This window comes from Caulobacter sp. BK020 (assembly GCF_004342605.1).
Taxonomy (GTDB): domain Bacteria; phylum Pseudomonadota; class Alphaproteobacteria; order Caulobacterales; family Caulobacteraceae; genus Caulobacter.
In genome coordinates, this window is sequence record NZ_SLZL01000010.1 from 193,897 (window position 1) to 214,261 (window position 20,365).

At 68.6% G+C, this 20,365-nt stretch carries 15 protein-coding genes; 5 read left to right on the forward strand and 10 right to left on the reverse strand.

Annotated features, from left to right (window positions below):
• Positions 1 to 21: 21 nt before the first annotated feature.
• Both EV278_RS14500 and EV278_RS14505 read left to right on the forward strand, forming a co-directional pair.
• Positions 22 to 798 (forward strand): TerC family protein, encoded by a 777-nt coding sequence (locus tag EV278_RS14500; RefSeq protein WP_132092663.1) that lies wholly within the window; start codon positions 22 to 24, stop codon positions 796 to 798.
• A 215-nt stretch (positions 799 to 1,013) separates the two neighbouring features.
• On the forward strand, positions 1,014 to 2,585 hold the full coding sequence (locus EV278_RS14505; RefSeq protein ID WP_132092666.1) for an MDR family MFS transporter: 1,572 nt from the start codon (positions 1,014 to 1,016) through the stop codon (positions 2,583 to 2,585).
• A gap of 140 nt (positions 2,586 to 2,725) precedes the next feature.
• Here the strand turns inward: EV278_RS14505 and EV278_RS14510 are convergent, their stop codons facing one another.
• Positions 2,726 to 4,888: a primosomal protein N' gene (locus EV278_RS14510; protein WP_132092669.1), complete on the reverse strand. Its 2,163-nt coding sequence runs from the start codon at positions 4,886 to 4,888 to the stop codon at positions 2,726 to 2,728.
• A 155-nt stretch (positions 4,889 to 5,043) separates the two neighbouring features.
• Here EV278_RS14510 and EV278_RS14515 point away from each other — a divergent pair, with 155 nt between their 5' ends.
• Both EV278_RS14515 and EV278_RS14520 read left to right on the forward strand, forming a co-directional pair.
• Positions 5,044 to 5,724 carry a DUF484 family protein gene (locus EV278_RS14515; protein ID WP_132092672.1) on the forward strand — a complete coding sequence of 227 codons (681 nt, stop codon included), beginning with the start codon at positions 5,044 to 5,046 and terminating at the stop codon, positions 5,722 to 5,724.
• A gap of 31 nt (positions 5,725 to 5,755) precedes the next feature.
• On the forward strand, positions 5,756 to 6,691 hold the full coding sequence (locus EV278_RS14520) for a tyrosine recombinase XerC (RefSeq protein WP_132092675.1): 936 nt from the start codon (positions 5,756 to 5,758) through the stop codon (positions 6,689 to 6,691).
• A gap of 48 nt (positions 6,692 to 6,739) precedes the next feature.
• Here EV278_RS14520 and EV278_RS14525 read toward each other — a convergent pair whose 3' ends face one another.
• On the reverse strand, positions 6,740 to 8,779 hold the full coding sequence (locus tag EV278_RS14525; protein WP_132092678.1) for a sulfatase-like hydrolase/transferase: 2,040 nt from the start codon (positions 8,777 to 8,779) through the stop codon (positions 6,740 to 6,742).
• Positions 8,780 to 9,048: 269 nt separating this feature from the next.
• Between EV278_RS14525 and EV278_RS14530 the strand changes: the two genes are divergently transcribed.
• Complete coding sequence (locus EV278_RS14530; protein ID WP_132092681.1) at positions 9,049 to 11,031, forward strand: methyl-accepting chemotaxis protein; 1,983 nt, start codon at positions 9,049 to 9,051, stop codon at positions 11,029 to 11,031.
• Positions 11,032 to 11,133: 102 nt separating this feature from the next.
• On the opposite strand, the gene EV278_RS14535 is transcribed toward EV278_RS14530, so the two are convergent.
• From EV278_RS14535 to sucC, 8 genes are all read right to left on the reverse strand, one after another.
• Complete coding sequence (locus EV278_RS14535) at positions 11,134 to 11,439, reverse strand: hypothetical protein (RefSeq protein ID WP_132092684.1); 306 nt, start codon at positions 11,437 to 11,439, stop codon at positions 11,134 to 11,136.
• A gap of 77 nt (positions 11,440 to 11,516) precedes the next feature.
• Positions 11,517 to 12,932, reverse strand: a complete 1,416-nt coding sequence (gene lpdA / locus EV278_RS14540) for a dihydrolipoyl dehydrogenase (RefSeq protein ID WP_132092687.1) — start codon at positions 12,930 to 12,932, stop codon at positions 11,517 to 11,519.
• Positions 12,933 to 12,937: 5 nt separating this feature from the next.
• Entirely contained in the window at positions 12,938 to 13,366 is a 429-nt protein-coding gene (locus EV278_RS14545; RefSeq protein ID WP_132092690.1) for a PIN domain-containing protein, read from the reverse strand.
• Positions 13,363 to 13,542 carry a hypothetical protein gene (locus EV278_RS14550; RefSeq protein ID WP_132092693.1) on the reverse strand — a complete coding sequence of 60 codons (180 nt, stop codon included), beginning with the start codon at positions 13,540 to 13,542 and terminating at the stop codon, positions 13,363 to 13,365. The genes EV278_RS14545 and EV278_RS14550 overlap by 4 nt, the downstream gene beginning before the upstream one ends.
• A gap of 58 nt (positions 13,543 to 13,600) precedes the next feature.
• The gene (gene odhB, locus EV278_RS14555) at positions 13,601 to 14,824 is read right to left on the reverse strand and encodes a 2-oxoglutarate dehydrogenase complex dihydrolipoyllysine-residue succinyltransferase (RefSeq protein ID WP_132092696.1); all 1,224 of its coding nucleotides are present in this window, start codon (positions 14,822 to 14,824) and stop codon (positions 13,601 to 13,603) included.
• A gap of 61 nt (positions 14,825 to 14,885) precedes the next feature.
• Positions 14,886 to 17,849, reverse strand: a complete 2,964-nt coding sequence (locus EV278_RS14560) for a 2-oxoglutarate dehydrogenase E1 component (RefSeq protein WP_132092699.1) — start codon at positions 17,847 to 17,849, stop codon at positions 14,886 to 14,888.
• Positions 17,850 to 18,019: 170 nt separating this feature from the next.
• On the reverse strand, positions 18,020 to 18,904 hold the full coding sequence (gene sucD, locus EV278_RS14565) for a succinate--CoA ligase subunit alpha (protein ID WP_132092702.1): 885 nt from the start codon (positions 18,902 to 18,904) through the stop codon (positions 18,020 to 18,022).
• Positions 18,905 to 18,909: 5 nt separating this feature from the next.
• Positions 18,910 to 20,109 (reverse strand): ADP-forming succinate--CoA ligase subunit beta, encoded by a 1,200-nt coding sequence (gene sucC, locus EV278_RS14570; RefSeq protein WP_035092318.1) that lies wholly within the window; start codon positions 20,107 to 20,109, stop codon positions 18,910 to 18,912.
• Between the last annotated feature and the right edge of the window lie 256 nt (positions 20,110 to 20,365).

Sequence of the window (20,365 nt, forward strand, 5' to 3'; positions counted from 1 at the left end):
ACCAGAGCTTAGATCGGTACGATGAACGAACTCCTTCACCTCGTCGCGGACCCAGCCGCCTGGGCCGCCCTGGTCACGCTGATCGTCATGGAAGTCGTGCTTGGCATCGACAACCTGGTGTTCATCTCCATCCTCTCCAACAAGCTGCCGCCCGAGCACCGCCAGAGAGTCCGCCGGATCGGCATCTCCCTGGCCCTGATCATGCGGCTGGCGCTGCTGTCGACCATCGCCTTCATCGTCGGCCTGACCGCCCCGGTGTTCGACCTGGGCCTGGCCGGTCCGCTGTCGCATGGCGAGCCGACCTTCGAGACCGCCTTCTCGTGGCGCGACCTGATCCTGATCGCCGGCGGCCTGTTCCTGATCTGGAAGGCCACCAAGGAGATCCACCACAATGTCGACCCCGACGCCGACGAGTCCGCCCCGGACGTCAAGACGGCGGCGATCTCCAATGTCGGCGGGGCGATCTTCCAGATCATCCTGCTGGACATCGTGTTCTCGATCGACTCGATCCTGACCGCCGTGGGCATGACCGACCACCTGCCGATCATGATCGTCGCGGTGATCGTGGCGGTGACGGTGATGCTGCTGGCCGCCGACCCGCTGGGTAATTTCATCAACAACAATCCCACCGTGGTCATGCTGGCCCTGGGCTTCCTGCTGATGATCGGCGCGGTGCTGATCGCCGAGGGCTTCGGCGTGCACGTGCCCAAGGGCTACATCTACGCCGCCATGGCCTTCTCGGCCGGGGTGGAGGGGTTGAACATGCTGTCGCGGCGCAAGGGCGCGAAGAAGGGCTGACGGCGCTCCACCGCTCACTTGCCCCCTACTGGCCTTCGGCCGTCTTCCCCCATAGGGGGAAGAGCGCTCCGCCCCCTCTGGGGGCGGACAGACCGCGAAGCGGTCAGGTGGGGGCAAGTGGGGAACCCTGAAGCCTTCTGGTCCACCCCGCGTTCCGACTTGCGAAGGGCTCGTCGCGTCCGCATCTAGCGGCGCGGCGACACGCGGGGAAGACGATGACCACCCAGACCTTCACCGACACCGAGCGGCGGACCACCCTGGCCGGGCTGCTGATCGTCTTCCTGCTCAGCGCCCTGGACCAGACGGTGGTCTCCACGGCCATGCCGCGGATCATCGCCGAGCTGAACGGCCTGACCCTCTATTCGTGGGTGACCACCGCCTATCTGCTGACCTCGACGGTGATGGTGCCGATCTGGGGCAAGCTGGGCGACCTCTATGGCCGCAAGCCCATCCTGCTGGCCGGCATCGCCATCTTCCTGGCTGGCTCATGGCTGTCGGGCCTGTCGGGCGAGTTCGGCGAGGTCGCCGGAATGAGCGGCATGGTCCAGCTGATCGTGTTCCGCGCCCTGCAGGGCGTCGGCGGCGGGGCGCTGTTCACCACCGCCTTCGCGATCATCGCCGACCTCTATCCGCCGCGCGAGCGGGGCAAGTTCGCCGGCATCTTCGGCTCGGTGTTCGGCCTGGCCAGCGTGCTGGGGCCGCTGATCGGCGGCTATTTCACCGACCATGGGACCATCCACCTGGGCGGTCAGGTGATCGCCGGCTGGCGCTGGGTGTTCTATGTCAACTTGCCGCTCAGCCTGCTGTCGCTGTTCATGATCCTGGTGAAGATGCCGCCGCTGGAGCACCGGCGCTCGGGGGCGGTCGACTATGCCGGCGCCCTCCTGCTGGTCGCCGCCTTCGTGCCGCTGCTGCTGGCGCTCAGCCAGGGCGGCCACGACTTCGCCTGGAGCTCACCCCAGAGCCTTGGCCTGTTCGCCTTCGCGGCCGTCGCCCTGGCGCTGTTCCTCTATGCCGAGACCAAGGTCAGCAATCCGCTGCTGCCGCTGCGGCTGTTCGCCAACCGGGTGTTCGCCGCCGCCAACCTGGCCGGCTTCCTGATCTCCATGGCGTTCCTGGGCGTGGTGACCTTCCTGCCGCTCTACATGCAGCTGGGCCTGGGGGTGGACGCCACGACCTCGGGCCTGGCCATCCTGCCGCTGATGGCCGGACTGATCGTCGCGTCGACCGCCGCGGGCCAGCTGGTCAGCAAGACGGGACGCTACAAGCCGCTGATGATCGGCGGAGCTGTGCTGCTGATGATCGGCATCGGCCTGCTGAGCCGGGTGACGACCCACACCAGCCTGCTCGACCTGTGCTGGCGGATGGCGATCGTCGGCCTGGGCCTGGGACCCGGCCAGAGCCTATTCAACCTGGCCGCCCAGAACGCCGTCGAGGTGCGCGACATCGGCGTGGCCACCAGCTCCAACCAGTTCTTCCGCCAGATCGGCTCGACCATCGGGGTGGCGGTGTTCGGCGCCCTACTGACTCACCGCCTAGCCAACGAGGGCCAGGGGCTGGACCTGGGCGCGCTGCAGGGCCTGGCGCTGAAGGCCACCGCCAGCGGCGCAGCGCGCCACGCCGACCCGCTGCTGGCCCAGGCCCTGACCCACGCCATCACCGGGGTGTTCGCGGCGGGGCTGGTTGTGATCGCCGCGGGGCTGGTGGCGATCCTGCTGATCCCGGAGCTGCCGCTGCGCGGCCGCCAGCCGGGGCCCGAGCCCGTGCTGGAGAAGGAGGCGGTTTAGCCTCACATTCTCCGCTCATCCCGGCGAAAGCCGGGACCCAAGCCGGGTCGGCAAGGCGACCGCTGATTGCGCAGCCGCCCAACGGTCCTTCTGAGGTTCAGCTTGGGTCCCGACTTTCGTCGGGATGAGCGGATTTGGGGTCAGAGGAAGCTGTACGGATCCACGTCGAACACCACCCGCACGGAGTTCGGGACCTTGGCCCTGGCCCGCCAGGCCGCGAGAAAGCCCTGCAGGTCCACCGACCGCTCCGCGCGGACCAGGAAGCGCTTGCGCCGCCGCCCACGCACCAGGGCCAGCGGCGCGTCGGCCGGGCCAAACACCTCGACGCCATCGGCATTGGGCGTGGCGGCCGCCAGGGCCTGGCAATAGGCGTCCAGGGCGACAGGGTCCGGCCCCGAGGCGATCACCGCCGCCAGCCGGCCGAACGGCGGCAGGCCGGCCTCCTGGCGCATGGCCATTTCGGCCTCGACGAAGGCGTCGCGGTCCTGGGCCTTGAGGGCCTGCAGCACGCCGTGCTCGGGCGCGTAGGTCTGCAGCAGCGCCCGCCCCGGCTTTTCGTGCCGGCCGGCCCGGCCAGCGGCCTGGGCCAGCAGCTGGAAGGTCCGCTCGCCGGCCCGCAGGTCGCCGCCACGCAGGGACAGGTCGGCGTCGACCACGCCCACCAGGGTGAGGTTCGGAAAGTTGTGGCCCTTGGCGGCGGCCTGCGTCGCCACCAGGATGTCGATCTCGCCGGCCGCCATGCTGTCGACCAGGGCCCGCGCGCCGGCCGCGTCGAACACGGTGTCGGACGAAAACACCGCGATCCGGGCGTCGGGAAACAGGTGGCGGGCCTCCTCCTCGACCCGCTCCACGCCGGGACCGATCGAGGTCAGACTGTCCTTGGCCCCGCAGTGCGGGCAGGCCTCGGGCTTCTTCATCGAAAAGCCGGTCAGGTGGCAGACCAGGCGGCCGGTATAGCGGTGCTCGACCAGCCAGCTGTCGGTGTCGGGCGACTTCATCTTCTCGCCGCAGGCCCGGCACAGCACCAGGGGCGCATAGCCCCGGCGGTTCAGGAACAGCAGGGATTGCTCGCCGCGCGACAGGGCCACCGACACGGCCTTGACCAGCGGGGGCGACAGCCAGCGGCCGGGCTCCGGCGGGGTCTCGCGCATGTCGATCAGGCCGATGTCGGGCAGCTGGGCCGCCCCATGGCGGGCGCTGAGCCGCAGCCAGCGATAGCGGCCGGCCTGGGCGTTCCACAGGCTTTCCAGCGACGGGGTGGCCGAGGCCAGCACCACCAGCGCCCCCTCGATCTTGGCGCGGGCCACGGCCAGGTCGCGGGCCTGGTAGATGAAGCCCTCCTCCTGCTTGAACGAGCCGTCGTGCTCCTCGTCCACCACCACCAGCCGCAGCTTGCGGAACGGCAGGAACAGGGCCGAGCGGGCCCCGACCACGATCCGCGCCTGGCCGGTGGCCACGCCCTCCCAGGCCCGGCGACGGCGGGGCGGCGACACGGCCGAGTGCCACTCGACCGGGGCGACGCCGAACCGGGCCTCGAAGCGGGCCAGCACCGCCTGGGTCAGGGCGATCTCGGGCAGCAGGATCAGCACTTGGCTGTCGGGATCGGCGACCAGGGCGGCGGCCACGGCTTCCAGATAGACCTCGGTCTTGCCCGAGCCGGTGACCCCGTCCAGCAGCGCGGCCTGGAAGCCCCCGGCCGCCAGCATTTCGGCCAGCACGTCGGCCGAGGCCTGCTGGCTGGGATTGAGCGCCTGGGACGGCCGCGACAGGTCGGGCTGGGGGAAACTGGCGTCCGGTTCGATCCAGGTGACCGCCAGGGCGCTCTCGTCCACCAGGCCCTTGACCACGCTGGCCGAGACGCCGGCCGCGGCGGCCAGGGCGCCCGACGCCATCGGCCCCTGCTCGGCGGCGGCCAGCACCTTCAGCCGGGCGGGCGTCATGCGGGCCGGCTGGGTTCCGGTCAGGACCAGGGCCTTGTCGGGCTTGGCGGCCGGATGGCGCAGGCCGCGCAGGGCCATGGCCAGGGGCCAGCCGGGAACGTCGACCGAATAGCGCGCCGCCCACTCCACGAAGCTGAGGACGCCAGGCGGCAGCGGCGGGTCGTCGACCCGCTCCAGCACCGGCTTCAGCGGCCGGTTGCCGCCGGTCCCGTCGCGCAGGCCGGTGACCACGCCGCGAATCACCCGCGGGCCCAGCGGCACGGCCACATGGTCGCCGACACTGAGGTCCAGCCCCTCCGGCTCGGCGTAGTCGAACGCCTCGGGCAGCGGCATGGGCAGCAGGACGGAGGCGATGCGGGGCATGGGACCTGACATGGGGACGATCGGGTTCTGCCTTGGAAACGCCGGCAGGTCGAGAGCCGGCGGGCGACCATCAAGCGGCTGTTAACCGAACTGGGGCTTCATCGATCAGGTCCTCACACATGGGGACGGCCTGTGTAACGGAGTAGACCCGCCCCATGACCGACGCCACGCAAGCCAGGCTGTTTCCGGCGGTCGACCCGGCGCTGGTCCGCGACTTCCTGAGGGCCGAGCCCGACTTCCTGCACCAGGATCCCGACCTGCTCAGCGACCTGGGCCTACGCCCCGACGCCAGCAACATCGTCGACTTCGGCCCGGCCGCCCTGGCCCGGGTCTCGGCCGCCCACGAGCGCGAGGCCCTGGTCCGCCGCCAGATCGAGGCCACGGCGCGCGCCAACCACTCGGCCCAGGCCCAGACCCACGCCGCGGTGATCGACCTGCTGGACGCCCGCAACCATTCCGACTTGGCTCGCCGGGTCGACGAGATGGCCATCCTGCGCTTCGGCCTGGCCGCCGGGGTGGTCGTTCTGGAAGGCCCGGGCCGCGTGCCCGCCGGCTGGCACGCCCTGATCGCCGGCCAGATCGACATGACCATGGGCGACCACGGCGTCGCCCGCATGGGCTTCCACGCCCCCGCCCTGGGCCTGTTCGGCGACCGCATCGACCAGATCAGGAGCATGGCCCTGGTCCGCATGGCCCTGTGGGAGCCCTCGCGCCAGGGCCTGCTGGCCTTCGGCTCGGCCGACCCGGAAGGCTTCACGGCCGACATGGGCGCGGACCTGGTGGCCTTCCTGGCCCGCGTCGTCGAACGCACGGCCGAGCGCTGGCCGATCCTGTGAGCCCGCGCCTCCCCGCCTCGCGGGTGAGCCGATGACCGCCCGCGCGGCCCTTTCCGACTGGCTGGACCACCTGACGCTCGAGCGGCGCGCCTCGCCGCGCACCGTGCGGGCCTACGGCGACAACGTCCTGGCCTATCTGAACTTCCTGGAGCGCCATCGCGGCGAGGCGTTGTCGGTCGCCGACCTGGGCGGGATCACGGCGGCCGAGCTGCGCGCCTACCTGGCCTTCCGCCGCCAGCCGCCACCTTCCCAGAATGACGTCCGCGACGGCCTGTCGCCGCGCTCGCTGTCGCAGAGCCTGTCGTCGATCCGGGCCTTCCACCGCTGGCTCGACCATCGGCTGGACACGCCCAACGCCGCCATCGGCCTGGTGCGCGGCCCGCGCCTCAAGGTCGGCGCCCCGCGTCCGGTGTCCGAGGACCAGGCCCGCGGCCTGATCGCCGAACTGTCCCTCGACCCCGACCGCGAGGACTGGGAAGCGGCCCGCGACGAGGCCGTGCTGACCCTGCTGTGGGGCTGCGGCCTGCGGATCTCCGAGGGCCTGGCCCTGGCCCGCCGCGACGCGCCCCTGGCCGAGTCCTTGCGGATCACCGGCAAGGGTGGCAAGACCCGGCTCGTGCCGGTGCTCGATATCGTCCGTGAGCGGATCGACGCTTACCTGGCCGCCCTGCCGTTCGCCCTACAGGCCGACGATCCGCTGTTTCGCGCCAAGCGCGGCGGGCCGCTGTCGCCGCGCCATGTCCAGGCGACCATGCAGGCGCTCCGCAGCCGCCTGGGCCTGTCCGACCGCGCCACGCCGCACGCCCTGCGCCATTCGTTCGCCACCCACCTGTTGGGGGCCGGCGCCGACCTGCGGGCGATCCAGGACCTGCTGGGCCACGCCTCGCTGTCGACCACCCAGCGCTACACCCAGGTGGACGCCGCGGGCCTGCTGGCGGCCTACGGCAAGGCGCATCCGCGGGCTTGATCCCTTGATCCGCTCATCCCGGCGAACGCCGGGATGAGCGGGGTTTTTTTAAAGATCCCGCGCCTCCAGCTCGGCCAGCAGCATCGCCAGCCGGTCGGCCTCGGTCTGCACCGCCGCCGCCACGAACGGCGAGGGTAGGTCTGCGCGGGCGGTCGGCGGCGAACGCGTCACCTGCACCAGGTTGACGGTCTCGTTGGGATCCCGCTCCAGGTCGTACATCTCCCACTCCTGGGCCGCCTGGCCGGACGGGTCGAAATAGCGGCTGAGCTTGTGGCGGGCGGTGCGCACGCAGCGGACATGGTTGGGCTGGCGCACCGGGCCCGGCGCCAGGTTCACGGCCGGATGCTCCTGGTTCACCGTGTCGACCACGCGCCGATAGACCTCGAACTCCTTGTCGCACTTGAGGTTGGCCGGGTCGTCGTTCGACGGCGACGGGGCGGTGATCTCGTCGTCGGTGATGAACAGCACGCCTCGGCGCTCGCCGCCGTCGGGCTCGATCACCTGATCGGTCTCGCCCTTCAGCAGGCCCGACAGGTCCACCCCCGGCAGGGGCGGCACGGGACGGCGCCGGCCCAGGGTTTCGGCGATCGTCGCCCGCTGCTGCGGCGTCACCCCGGCCAGGCCCAGCACCGTGGGCAGGATGTCGATATGGCTGGTCAGGGCGTCGATCTGGCGCGGCGTGCAACCCAGCGGCCCGTCGCCCGTCCCCGGCTCGTCCTCGACCACCTGGGTCGACGGCGGGAAGCGCACGATGACCGGCACGTGCAGGGCCTCCTGGTAGGCCGTGTGCCACTTCTCGATCATCATGCCGTGGGCCGCGCCGTATTCGCCGTGGTCGGCCAGGAAGATGACGATGGTGTTGTCGGCCTGGCCGGTCTCCTCCAGCGTCTTCAGCACCGCCGCCACGTGGACGTCGACGATCGAGTGGAGCCAGGCGTAGAGCTGCAGGAATCCCAGCGCGTAGCACTCGGGATCCTCGCTGAGCTGGAACGGCAGCACGCCGTTCAGAGCCTGCTGGACCGCGACCTGGATCGACCGCTCGTCGTCCAGCAGACCAGGGCCCGGCAGGTTGGGGAACTTGTCGTCGACCTTGGTCTTGATGGTGTTGACGAGGTTGAAGCCGGTCTTGGCGTTCAGGGCCAGGCCCACCTTGTAGGCGTAGTCGTGCTGGCAGCTGGGCTTGTCGGCCAGGGACTCGTTCTGGGTGGGCGAGGGCCTGGCGCAGTCCTGCGGGAAGCCGTGTTCGTTCAGCGGGATCTGGATCGTGCCGGCGGTCGGCGGCGGCGTCTTCTGCCCGGCAAGCGGCGTCGTCAGCGGGCCGAAGATCGACTGCGTGCCCGAATTGTCAGGGGTCGGCAGGGCCTGGGCGATCACCGCCGGATAGGTGGCGATGTCGTGCGGGTTGGTGAACGAGGCCACCGCGAACCAGGGCGGGATGGCCTCGAGGTCGGGACCGGAGGCGTAGGGATCCTGGGCCTGCTCGTTCGCCTGGGCGCGGTTGTAGTTCAGGGCCAGGGCCTTGCGACGGAGGAAGGCGCAGGCCTGGTCGGTGAAGCCGGCGTCGCGATAGACGCCCAGATTGTTGATCGCCGCCCCGTGCGGCTCGGGATACGACTCCTCCCAGTCGTCGAAGCCGTAGCGGTCCAGCGAATGCTCGGGCGGGTTGCTGACGTGCCACTTGCCGAAATAGTGGGTGGTGTAGCCGGCCTCGCGCATCCAGGTTCCCAGGGTGGGGACGCCGTCGGCCGCCAGCCAGGGGAAGTTGTAGGAATCGCCGCTCTTGAACAGGCCGTCGGTCTGGGTGACCCCGGTCTTGGTCCCATACTGGCCGGTATAGATCACCGCCCGGCTGGGCGTGCAGGCGCTGGCGGCGATGGTGTGGTTGCGCAGCAGGGCCGCGTTCCGGCGCAGGGCCAGCAGGCCGGGGAAATACTGGGCGTAGGGGTTGTGGGCGTCGTCCTCGCGCTGGAAGCCCAGGATCCGCTTCAGCGGCTCGTCGAATCCCGCGTCCGCCCCATAGGAAAACCTCGGAAACCGGTACTGGTCGCAGGTGATCAGCAGGATGTTGGGCCGGCTCGCCTGGGTCATGGTCCCCTCTCCTTCGCGCGTGCAGATGGGCGCGATCGTGTCGCGGTACAGCGAAGCTTGGAGAATACACCATAAGGTTGCCGAGTCGATTCACGATTACTCAAGGGCGTAGATGTTCTCGAAGCGGGGCCGCCGCGCTGTGACATTCCGTCGCCCAATGCGGCCAAAACCTTGCGATTAACTGTGCTTTTACGGCGCTGGCCGCCTTCTGGACGCCAAGACCGGAGCCCGTCCCACCTTTTTGGGGGCGAACGGACATGGGGCCAGAGATGAAGTTCGACGATCTGAAGATCTCCACCAAGGTGGCCCTGCCGGCCGTCATCCTGACCGTGGTCGCCCTGGCGATCACCGGGGTCGGCGCCTGGCAGGCGAGGGTGGCGGAAGCCGCCACCAAGGTGATCGTCGAACAGCGCGCGCCGTCGGAACTGGAGGGCGCGCGGTTCAATCGTCGCGTCGCGCTCATCGGCTACGCCGCCTATCGCACCATCGCCTATGACGCCGCCTCGCCCGAGGCCAAGCAGGCCAGCGCCGACATCGACACCGCCTACAAGGAGGGCAAGATCGCCCTCGACAGGATCAAGCGCACCGACCCGGCCGACGCCAAGCTGCTCAACGATTTCGGCGTCCGCATGGACCGCATCTATTCCAGCGCCCGCCAGGGCGCGGACCTGGGCCTGCAGAACGCCAACGACGCGGCCAAGATGGTCATGGGCGTGATCGACCCCGACATCGCCAGCCTCGGCAAGGACATCGCCGCCTACACCAACGGCCACTCCGACGAGACCAAGGCCATGGTGGCCGAGGCCGCCAAGCACGCGCAGACCGGCACGCTGATGACCATCGCCTTTGGCCTGATCGCCTCGGCCGCCGCCCTGGTCTTCGCCCTGTGGATCGGCCGCTCGAAGATCGCCGCCCCGCTGACCGGCGTGGCCCGCACCATGGACGTCCTGGCCCAGGGCTCGGTGGACGTCGAGGTGGTCGGCGCCCAGCGCAAGGACGAGGTCGGGGCCATGGCCCGCTCGGTCCAGGTGTTCAAGGACAACGCCCTGGCCCTGCGCACCGCCGAGGCCGCCCAGCAGCGCGCCGCCGCCGAGACCGAGGCCGAGCGCCGCCGCAATCAGGAGGCCGCCGAGGCCGCCGCCCGCGAGCAGGCCTTCGTCATGGAGCACATCGCCACGGGCCTGAACCGCCTGGCCGACGGCGACCTGACCTATCGCGTCGACGCCGACTTCCCGCAGACCTACCAGCGTCTGCGCAGCGACTTCAACGGCGCCATCGCCCAGATGGAAGAGGCGATGCGCACCATCGTCCACGCCGCCAACAGCATCGGTTCGGGCTCGGACGAGATCGCCTCGGCCGCCGACGACCTGTCGCGCCGCAGCGAGCAGCAGGCCGCCAGCCTGGAGGAAACCGCCGCCGCCCTGGACCAGATCACCGCCACGGTGAAGCGCTCGTCGGCCGGCGCCGTCGAAGCCTCGCGCGTCGTCACCTCCACCCGTTCGGACGCCGAGCGTTCGGCCGTCGTGGTGCGCAGCGCCGTCGACGCCATGAACCAGATCGAGAAGTCGTCGCAGTCGATCAGCCAGATCATCGGCGTCATCGACGAAATCGCCTTCCAGACCAACCTGCTGGCCCTGAACGCTGGGGTCGAGGCCGCCCGGGCCGGTGACGCCGGCCGCGGCTTCGCCGTCGTCGCCCAGGAAGTCCGAGCCCTGGCCCAGCGCTCGGCCGACGCCGCCAAGGAAATCAAGACCCTGATCTCGACCTCCTCGCAGCAGGTCAGCCAGGGCGTGTCGATGGTCGGCCAGACCGGCGAGGCCCTGCAGGCCATCGTCGGCAAGGTCAGCGAGATCGACGGCCTGGTCAGCGAGATCGCCGCTTCGGGCTCGGAACAGGCCACCGGCCTCAACCAGGTCAACGCCGCCGTCAACCAGATGGACCAGACGGTGCAGCAGAACGCCGCCATGGTCGAGCAGTCGACCGCCGCCAGCCACGCCCTGAAAGGCGAGGCCAACGGCCTGATGGAGATGATCGGGCGCTTCCAGGTGTCGGGCGCCCAGGCCGCCGTGGGCTCCCCCGCCCGCCGCAGCGCCCCGGCCACCCAGGTGACCCGTCCGCCCCCCCGCGCGCCGGTCGCCCCGGCCACCGCCGCCAGCCGCCCCGGCGCCAACCCGGTCGCCGCGGCCCAGGCCAAGCTGGCCGCCTTCGCCGGCTCGGCCCAGCCCAGCAGCGACGACTGGGAAGAATTCTAGAGTTCAGTAAGCGTACCGCCCTCGCGTGACGGAGGGCGTTTTCCCCTCAAGGACGAAGCGTTAGACCCCGCCGGATTGCCCCCGGCGGGGTTTTCCATGTCCCTACCGCCCGGCTGGCCGATCCACGTTGAACCGGACCGTCGACGACACCGGGCAGCCGTCGATGCTGCGCAGCACGGTCAGGGTGTGGTTGGCCGGCGACAGGTCGCCGAGTTTCTTCACGGCGGCGCGGGTGGTCGGCGCGACGTTCATCGCATAGTCCAGGCCGGAGGTCTGGCAGGCCCTGTTCGTCGCGACGGCCTCAACGGCCTCAGGCCCTGAGCCGTAGAAAGTCGGCCGTCCAGCGGCGAGGCTCTCGGACGGCGTGGCCTGGACGGCGGCGACCAGCAGCAAGGCGGATAAAAGCATGGCGGGGCTCCGTTGCCGAAACCCCGCCACTCTACGTCCAGTCGAACGCGAACGCTCGTTAATTCAAGACGGGCCCGTTAGGCCTGCATCGTCCAGCCTTCCACGCCCATGGCCGCCTGGCGGAACGCCTCGGCGCGGGTGGGATGCGGGTGGCAGGTGCGGGCCACGTCTTCCGACGCGCCGCCGAACTCCATGGCCACGCAGATCTCGGCGATCATGTCGCCGACATTGGGGCCCACGGCGTGGGCGCCCAGGATGCGGTCGGTCTTGGCGTCGGCCAGCACCTTCACGAAGCCGTCGGTCTCGTGGTTGATCTTGGCGCGGCTGTTGGCCAGGAACGGGAACTTGCCGACCTTGTAGGCGACGCCCGCCGCCTTCAGGTCGTCTTCGGTCTTACCCACCGTGGCGACTTCCGGCTTGGTGTAGATGACGCCCGGGATGATGTCGTAGTTCACGTGGCCGGCCTTGCCCGCGATCAGCTCCATGCACGCCACGGCCTCGTCCTCGGCCTTGTGGGCCAGCATCGGACCCGAGGTCACGTCGCCGATCACCCAGATCCCGTCGACGCCGGTCTTGTAGTGGTCGTTGGCGATCACGCCGCGCTTGTCGGGCACGATGCCGACCGTCTCCAGGCCCAGGCCCTGGGTGTAGGGACGGCGGCCGATGGCCACCAGCACGTAGTCGGCCTGCAGGGTCTCGGCGTCGCCGCCGGCCACGGGCTCCAGCGTCAGCTGCACCTGCTTGTCGGTCGCCGTGGCGCCGGTGACCTTGGAGGCCAGCTTGAACTTGAAGCCCTGCTTGGTCAGGATCTTCTGGAAGGCGTTGGCCACCTCGGTGTCGGTGCCCGGCAGGATGCGGTCCAGGAACTCGACCACGGTCACCTCGGCGCCCAGGCGCTTCCAGACCGAGCCCAGTTCCAGGCCGATCACCCCGGCCCCGACCACGATCAGGCTCTTGGGCGCTTCCGGCAGCGACAGGGCGCCGGTCGAGTCGACGATGCGCTTGTTGTCGATGGTCACGCCCGGCAGCGGGGTGGGCTCCGAGCCGGTGGCGATGACGATGTTCCTGGTCTCGAGCACGGTTTCCGAACCGTCCTCGGCCTTGACCACCACCTTGCCAATACCCTGTGAGAATGGCCCGTCGATGCGGCCCCAGCCCTTGATGTAGTCGACCTTGTTCTTTTTCATCAGGAACTCGACGCCCTTGGTCAGGGCTTCGACGCTCTCGGCCTTCTGGGCCATCATCTGCGGCAGGTTCAGCTTCGGCTTGACCTCGATGCCCAGCTTGGCGAACTCGCCGCCGCTGGCCGCCTCGAACATCTCCGAGGCGTGCAGCAGGGCCTTGGACGGCATGCAGCCGACGTTCAGGCAGGTGCCGCCCAGCTTGCCGCGCCCCTCGACAATGGCGGTCTTCAGACCCAGCTGCCCGGCGCGGATCGCGCCATTGTAGCCGCCGGGGCCGCCCCCGATGATGACGACGTCGTATTGAGCCATGAGTCCTAATCCTCGGTTTGATGGCTGGCTGGTCTTGTCCAATCGACCACCCGCAAATTCTCGACGCGCGTATATTCGCGCAAATTGGCGCTGACCATGGTCCAACCCCGATTGAGCGCTTGGCCCGCGATCAGCAAATCATAGGCGCCGATCGAGCGTCCCGCCCTGCGCAGGTCCTGGCGAATTCGCGCGGCGGCCAGGCTGTCCTCGTGCGTCAGGTCCACAGGTCGTAAATCGGCCAGCAACGCCTGCGCCCGATCAAGATGGTGCTGTGGGCGCGGGCTGATCAGGCATCCATAGAGCAGTTCATGGCTCGCCACGGGGTTCACGACGATTTCGAAGCCGTCCTCGACCGCTTGATCGAAACGCTCTCGCACCCCAGCCCGACCATTACAGATGTCGATCATGACATTGGTGTCGAGGCTAAGGATCACGCGCCGAAATCCAGTTCCCGAATGATCGGCTGCTCCGGATAGGCCAAGGGCTCGGAGACTTCGATGGCGTCGATCCTGGCCCAAAGCTCCGCGCCGCCCTGGCGTTTGACCGCCGCTTCGGCGTCGGCGGCCGTCGGTCCTTTGAAACCCCGCCCCTCTTCCTCGAATCCCGGCAAGATCGCCTCCATAGCTCTATGAGATAGAGATGCGCCCGCCGGGACCCTGCTTCAATCCCTACAGCTCCAGCAGCAGGCGCTGTGGGTCTTCCAGGGCTTCCTTGACCTTGACCAGGAAGGTCACCGCGCCCTGGCCGTCGACCACGCGGTGGTCGTAGCTCAGCGCCAGGTACATCATCGGGCGGATCTCGATCTTGCCGCCGACCACCATGGCCCGCTCCTTGATCGCGTGCATGCCCAGGATGCCCGACTGCGGCGCGTTGAGGATCGGGGTCGACATCAGCGAGCCGTAGATGCCGCCGTTGGTGATGGTGAAGGTGCCGCCCTGCATGTCCTCGATGGCCAGCTGACCGTCGCGGGCCTTCTTGCCAAGGCCGCCGATGGCCTTTTCGATCTCGGCCAGGCTCAGCACGTCGGCGTCGCGGACCACCGGGACGACCAGGCCCTTGTCGGTGCCGACGGCCACGCCGATGTCGTAGTGGTTCTTGTAGACGATGTCCTGGCCGTCGATCTCGGCGTTGACGTCCGGCACGGCCTTCAGGGCGGCCACGACAGCCTTGGTGAAGAACGACATGAAGCCCAGCTTCACGCCGTGCTTCTTCTCGAACACGTCCTTGTACGCATTGCGCAGAGCCATCACCGCCGTCATGTCGACCTCGTTGAAGGTCGTCAGCATGGCGGCGTTGTTCTGGGCTTCCTTCAGGCGGCGGGCGATCGTCTGGCGCAGGCGCGTCATCTTCACGCGCTCTTCGCGCTCGTGGATCGGACGCGGCGCGGCCGGGGCGGCGGCCGGAGCCGGAGCGTTGGCGCGGGCTTCCAGGGCGGCCAGGGCGTCGCCCTTGGTCACCCGGCCGTCCTTGCCGGTGCCGGCCACCTTTGACAGGTCCAGGTTGTTCTCGGCGGCGATGCGGGCCGGGGCCGGGCTGACCGGAGCGGCGGCGGCCGGGGCAGCTGCGGCGGGCGCGGGAGCAGGGGCCGGGGCGGGGGCCGGCGCGGCCTTGGCGGGCTCGGCGGCCTTCGGGGCGGCCGGAGCGGCAGTCGCAGCGCCGCCTTCGGTCACCACGCCCAGCACCGCGCCCGGGGTCACGGTCGCGCCTTCCTCGGCGCTGATCGAGGCCAGGACGCCGTCGGCCGGGGCCACGACCTCGAGGCTGACCTTGTCGGTCTCCAGCTCGACAAGCAGTTCGTCCTTCTTCACCGCCTCCCCGGCCTTTTTGGTCCAGCGGGCCACCGTCGCTTCGGTGACGGATTCGCCGAGGGCGGGGGTCATGATGTCGGCCATGTGGGGTTCCGATGTCTCTTGTTTGGTCCGGGCGGTTCGGTTCAGGGTCTGAGCGGAGCGATCAGGCGAAGGCTTCGTTCAGGAAGGTCTCGAGTTCTTTCAGGTGGCGGCTCATCATGCCCGCGGCCGTGGAGGCCGAGGCCGGACGGCCGACATAACGGGCGCGCTTGGCCTTGACGTCCAGCTTGGCCAGGCTGAGCTCCAGCCACGGATCGACGAAGGTCCAGCCGCCCATGTTCTTGGGCTCTTCCTGGCACCAGACCAGCTCGGCGTTCTTGAACCGTCCGAGCACGGCCAGCACCGACTTCAGCGGCCACGGATAGAACTGCTCCAGGCGCACGATGTAGACGTCGTCGCGGCCGGCTTTCGCCCGAGCGTCGATCAGGTCGAAATAGACCTTGCCCGAGCAGGCGATGACGCGGGTGATCTTGTCGTCGCTCTTCAGGGTGACGCCGCCGACGTCGCAGCCGGCCTCGGCCCCGTCGACCATCACGCGGTGGAAGCTGGAGCCCTCGGCCATGTCCGACAGGTTCGACACCGCCTTCTTGTGGCGCAGCAGGCTCTTGGGCGTCATGACGATCAAGGGCTTGCGGAACTCGCGGTGCATCTGGCGACGCAGGGCGTGGAAGTAGTTGGCCGGGGTGGTGCAGTTGACCACCTGCATGTTGTCTTCCGCGCACGATTGCAGGAAGCGCTCCAGGCGGGCCGAGCTGTGCTCGGGCCCCTGGCCTTCGTAGCCGTGCGGCAGCAGCATGGTCAGGCCGCTCATCCGCAGCCACTTGCGCTCGCCCGAGCTGATGAACTGGTCGATCACCACCTGGGCGCCGTTCACGAAGTCGCCGAACTGGCCTTCCCACAGGGTCATGGTGTTGGGGTCGGCCAACGAGAAGCCGTATTCGAAGCCCAGCACCGCCTCTTCGGACAGGGCCGAATCGATGACTTCGTAGTGGGCCTGGCCGGGACGCAGGTTGTTCAGCGGCGTGTAGTGCTCTTCGGTCGTCTGGTCGATGATGTCGGAATGGCGCTGGGTGAAGGTGCCGCGCACGCTGTCCTGGCCGGACAGACGGACGGGGAAGCCTTCGTCGAGCAGGGTGGCGAAGGCCAGGTGCTCGGCGGTGCCCCAGTCGATGTTCTCGCCCTTCTCGATCACCTCGCGGCGGTTCTCGATGACCCGCTTGACGGTCTTGTGGACGTTGATGCGGTCGGGGATCGTGGTGATCTGACGGCCCAGCTCCAGGAGCTTGGTCCGGGCCACGTCGGTCTTGCCCTTGCGCTCTTCGTCGCCGGGCAGGGCCAGGCCCTTCCACTTGCCGTCCAGCCAGTCGGCCTTGTTGGCCTTGTAGCTCTTGCCGGCCTCGAACTCCCGGTCGAGGAAGGTCTCGAACTCGCCAACCCAGGCGTCGGCGTCGGCCTGGGTGATCACGCCCTCGCCGACCAGGCGCTGGCTGTAGAGTTCGCGGGTCGAGATGTGGTCCTTGATCTTGGCGTACATCAAGGGCGAGGTCATCGTCGGGTCGTCACCTTCGTTGTGACCGAACCGGCGATAGCAGAACATGTCGATGACCACGTCCTTGCCGAACATCTGGCGATATTCGGTGGCGACCTTGGCCGCGAAGACCACGGCTTCGGGATCGTCGCCGTTGACGTGGAAGATCGGGGCCTCGACCATCAGCGCCACGTCCGACGGATAGGGCGAGCTGCGCGAATAGCGCGGGCTGGTCGTGAAGCCGATCTGGTTGTTGACGATGAAGTGGATGGTGCCGCCCGTGCGGTAGCCCTTCAGCCCCGACAGGGTGAAGCACTCGGCCACCACGCCCTGGCCCGCGAAGGCCGCGTCGCCGTGCAGAAGCAGCGGCAGCACGTGGCCGCGGCCGGCGTCCGGCTGCTCGCGCAGGGTGAAGGCCTGCTTGGCGCGGGCCTTGCCGATCACCACCGGATTGACGATCTCCAGGTGCGAGGGGTTGGCGGTCAGCGACAGGTGGACCTTGTTGTCGTCGAACTCGCGGTCCGACGAGGCGCCCATGTGGTACTTCACGTCGCCCGAGCCCTCGATGTCGGAGGGCACCGACGAGCCGCCCTGGAACTCGTGGAAGATCACGTGATAGGGCTTGCCCATCACGGCGGCCAGGGTGTTGAGGCGGCCGCGGTGCGGCATGCCGATGACGATTTCCTTCACGCCCAGGGCGCCGCCGCGCTTGATGATCTGCTCCAGCGCGGGGACCGTGGCCTCGCCGCCGTCCAGGCCGAACCGCTTGGTGCCGGGGAAGCGCTTGTGCAGGAAGCGCTCGAAGCCCTCGGCCTCGATCAGCTTCTTGAGGATGGCGACCTTGCCCTCCTTGGAGAACACGATTTCCTTATCGCGGCCCTCGATGCGCTCCTGCAGCCAGGCCTTCTCGGTCGGGTCCGAGATGTGCATGTACTGCACGCCGACATTGTCGCAGTAGGTGCGGCGCAGGATCGACAGGATCTCGCGGATCGTCGAGGTTTCCAGGCCCAGCACGAAGTCCAGGAAGATCGGGCGGTCGTAGTCGGCTTCCGAGAAGCCGTAGGTGGCCGGATCCAGTTCGGGGGCGGCGGGCTTGGGCTCCAGGCCCAGCGGGTCGAGATTGGCGGCCAGGTGACCGCGCATCCGGTAGGCGCGGATCATCATGATGGCGCGCAGGCTGTCCAGCGTGGCGGCGCGGACGGCCTCGGCGGAGGAGCCGGGCGCCTTGGCCTCGACGGCCTTGCTGATCTTGGCTTCGACGGCGGGCGCCACGGTCGGCCACTGGCCGTCGATGGCCGACAGCCATTCGGGGCGGACGGCCGGCGCCTGGCGCGGCGTCCAGGCCGGATCCTTGGCGGCCGCCTTGACCTGGTCGGCCTGATCCGAGAGCGTGGCGAAGAAGGCGGCCCAGGAAGGCTCGACCGATCCGGGATTCTCCGCCCACCGGGCGTAGAGATCTTCCACGAAGGCCGCATTGGCCCCGTAGAGGAACGAGGTCTCGGTCAAGACCTGATTGATGATGCCTGCGTCGTCCGCCATCGTCTTCGCCTTAGATCCTTTTACGCCACCGCTTACCTGCGTCGCGTAAATATAGTCTCTCAATCACCGGACGCCCGTAGAACGAACGGGGCCCAGGTGATTTTTTCGGATCGTCGACTGGCGGTCGCAAAAAACCTGGGCCCCGCGCGGGGCGGGGTTTCGGTGTCTAGTTAGCCCTTGAGCACCTCGAGCAGGGTCTCGCCCAGCTTGGCCGGCGACGGCGAGACGCGGATGCCCGCCTCTTCCATCGCCGCGATCTTGTCTTCCGCGCCGCCCTTGCCGCCCGAGATGATCGCGCCGGCGTGGCCCATGTGGCGGCCCGGAGGGGCCGTGCGGCCGGCGATGAAGCCGACCATGGGCTTCTTGCGGCCGCGCTTGGCTTCGTCCTTCAGGAACTGGGCCGCTTCTTCCTCGGCCGAGCCGCCGATCTCGCCAATCATGACGATCGACTTGGTGGCTTCGTCGGCCAGGAACAGCTCCAGCACGTCGATGAACTCGGTGCCCTTGACCGGGTCGCCGCCGATGCCGACGGCCGTGGTCTGGCCCAGGCCGGCGTTGGTGGTCTGGAACACGGCTTCATAGGTCAGGGTGCCCGAGCGCGAGACCACGCCCACCGAACCTTCCGAGAAGATCGAGCCCGGCATGATGCCGATCTTGCACTGCTTGGGCGTCAGGACGCCGGGGCAGTTCGGGCCGATCAGGCGCGACTTCGACCCTTGCAGGGCCTTCTTGACCTTGACCATGTCCAGCACCGGGATGCCCTCGGTGATGCAGACGATCAGCGGGATTTCCGCGTCGATGGCTTCCAGGATCGAGTCGGCCGCGAAGGGCGGCGGGACATAGATCACCGAGGCGTCGGCGCCGGTGGCTTCCTTGGCTTCGCCGACCGTGTCGAACACCGGCAGGCCGATATGGGTCTGGCCGCCTTTGCCGGGGGTGACGCCGCCGACCATCTTGGTGCCGTAGGCGATCGCCTGTTCCGAGTGGAACGTGCCCTGGGCGCCGGTGAAGCCCTGGGTGATGACCTTGGTTTCAGAACCGATGAGGATGGACATGAGAGTTACGCAGCCCCTTTGACAGCGGCGACGATCTTCTCGGCCCCGTCCGACAGGTCGTTGGCGGCGATGACGTTCAGGCCGCTTTCCGAAATGATTTTCTTGCCGAGCTCGACGTTGGTGCCTTCCAGGCGAACGACGAGCGGAACCTTCAGGCCCACTTCCTTGACGGCGGCGATGACGCCTTCGGCGATGATGTCGCAGCGCATGATGCCGCCGAAGATGTTGACCAGGATGCCTTTGACGGCCGGGTCGGCGGTGATGATCTTGAAGGCCGCGGTGACCTTCTCCTTGCTGGCGCCGCCGCCGACGTCCAGGAAGTTGGCCGGCTCGGCGCCGTACAGCTTGATGATGTCCATGGTGGCCATGGCCAGGCCGGCGCCGTTGACCATGCAGCCGATCTCGCCGTCCAGGGCGATATAGGCCAGGTCGTACTTGCTGGCTTCGATTTCCTTGGGGTCTTCCTCGCTCTCGTCGCGCAGGGCCCGGATGTCGGGGTGGCGGAACAGCGAGTTGCCGTCGAACGACAGCTTGGCGTCCAGGACCCGCAGGTGCTCGTCTTCCGTGACGATCAGCGGGTTGATCTCCAGCATGGCCATGTCCTTGGCCAGGAACGCCGTATAGAGCTGACCCAGCAGGGTCGCGGCTTCCTTGGCCAGGCCGCCGGTCAGCCCCAGGGCCTTGGCCAGGGCGCGGGTGTGGGTCGGCCACACGCCGGTCGCCGGGTCGATCGAGAAGCTATGGATCTTTTCGGGGGTGGCGTGGGCCACGTCCTCGATGTCCATGCCGCCTTCGGTCGAGGCGACCACCGAGACCATCGAGGTCTCGCGGTCGACCAGCAGCGACAGGTAGAATTCCTTGGCGATCGCCGCGCCTTCCTCGATGTAGAGGCGGTTGACCTGCTTGCCCTTGGGGCCGGTCTGGTGGGTCACCAGCACGCGGCCGAGCATCTCGGCGGCGTTGGTCTTGACGTCTTCCACCGACTTGACGACGCGGACGCCGCCCTTGGCGTCGGGGCCCAGGCCCTCGAACTTGCCCTTGCCACGCCCGCCGGCGTGGATCTGGGACTTCACGACGAACACCGGTCCGCCCAGCTTTTCAGCGGCGGCGACGGCCTCCTCGACGGTAAAGGCGGGATAACCGCGCGGAACGGGAGCGCCGAACTCTGCGAGGACGGCTTTGGCTTGGTGTTCGTGGATGTTCATGAGGGACCGGTCTCGACGACGGCTTCTGAAAATTGTGGCCGGGTTATAGGAGCGTGATTTCGCAGGCGCAACCGCGCTGGGCCCGATTGTTCAGCTCAGGCGAAAAAGTGGGGTGGACTCCAGCGAGCCCGAAACCCATTGGACTTTTTCACCGAACGCGGGGCTGGGACAGGGTCAGGCTGACCCCCGATCGACGGAAAAAAGGTACCGCTACCATCGTTGAAAGCGAATGACAGCCTTGTCACGCGGGCGCCGC

Bases quoted from the DNA above. Each gene is read 5' to 3' on its own strand.
- odhB (WP_132092696.1), bottom strand. From the start codon at position 14,824: ATGGCCGACATCATGACCCCCGCCCTCGGCGAATCCGTCACCGAAGCG.
- EV278_RS14500 (WP_132092663.1), top strand. From the start codon at position 22: ATGAACGAACTCCTTCACCTCGTCGCGGACCCAGCCGCCTGGGCCGCC.
- EV278_RS14560 (WP_132092699.1), bottom strand. From the start codon at position 17,849: ATGGCGGACGACGCAGGCATCATCAATCAGGTCTTGACCGAGACCTCG.
- EV278_RS14515 (WP_132092672.1), top strand. From the start codon at position 5,044: ATGACCGACGCCACGCAAGCCAGGCTGTTTCCGGCGGTCGACCCGGCG.
- EV278_RS14525 (WP_132092678.1), bottom strand. From the start codon at position 8,779: ATGACCCAGGCGAGCCGGCCCAACATCCTGCTGATCACCTGCGACCAG.
- EV278_RS14520 (WP_132092675.1), top strand. From the start codon at position 5,756: ATGACCGCCCGCGCGGCCCTTTCCGACTGGCTGGACCACCTGACGCTC.
- EV278_RS14505 (WP_132092666.1), top strand. From the start codon at position 1,014: ATGACCACCCAGACCTTCACCGACACCGAGCGGCGGACCACCCTGGCC.
- EV278_RS14535 (WP_132092684.1), bottom strand. From the start codon at position 11,439: ATGCTTTTATCCGCCTTGCTGCTGGTCGCCGCCGTCCAGGCCACGCCG.
- EV278_RS14530 (WP_132092681.1), top strand. From the start codon at position 9,049: ATGAAGTTCGACGATCTGAAGATCTCCACCAAGGTGGCCCTGCCGGCC.
- lpdA (WP_132092687.1), bottom strand. From the start codon at position 12,932: ATGGCTCAATACGACGTCGTCATCATCGGGGGCGGCCCCGGCGGCTAC.
- sucC (WP_035092318.1), bottom strand. From the start codon at position 20,109: ATGAACATCCACGAACACCAAGCCAAAGCCGTCCTCGCAGAGTTCGGC.
- sucD (WP_132092702.1), bottom strand. From the start codon at position 18,904: ATGTCCATCCTCATCGGTTCTGAAACCAAGGTCATCACCCAGGGCTTC.
- EV278_RS14510 (WP_132092669.1), bottom strand. From the start codon at position 4,888: ATGCCCCGCATCGCCTCCGTCCTGCTGCCCATGCCGCTGCCCGAGGCG.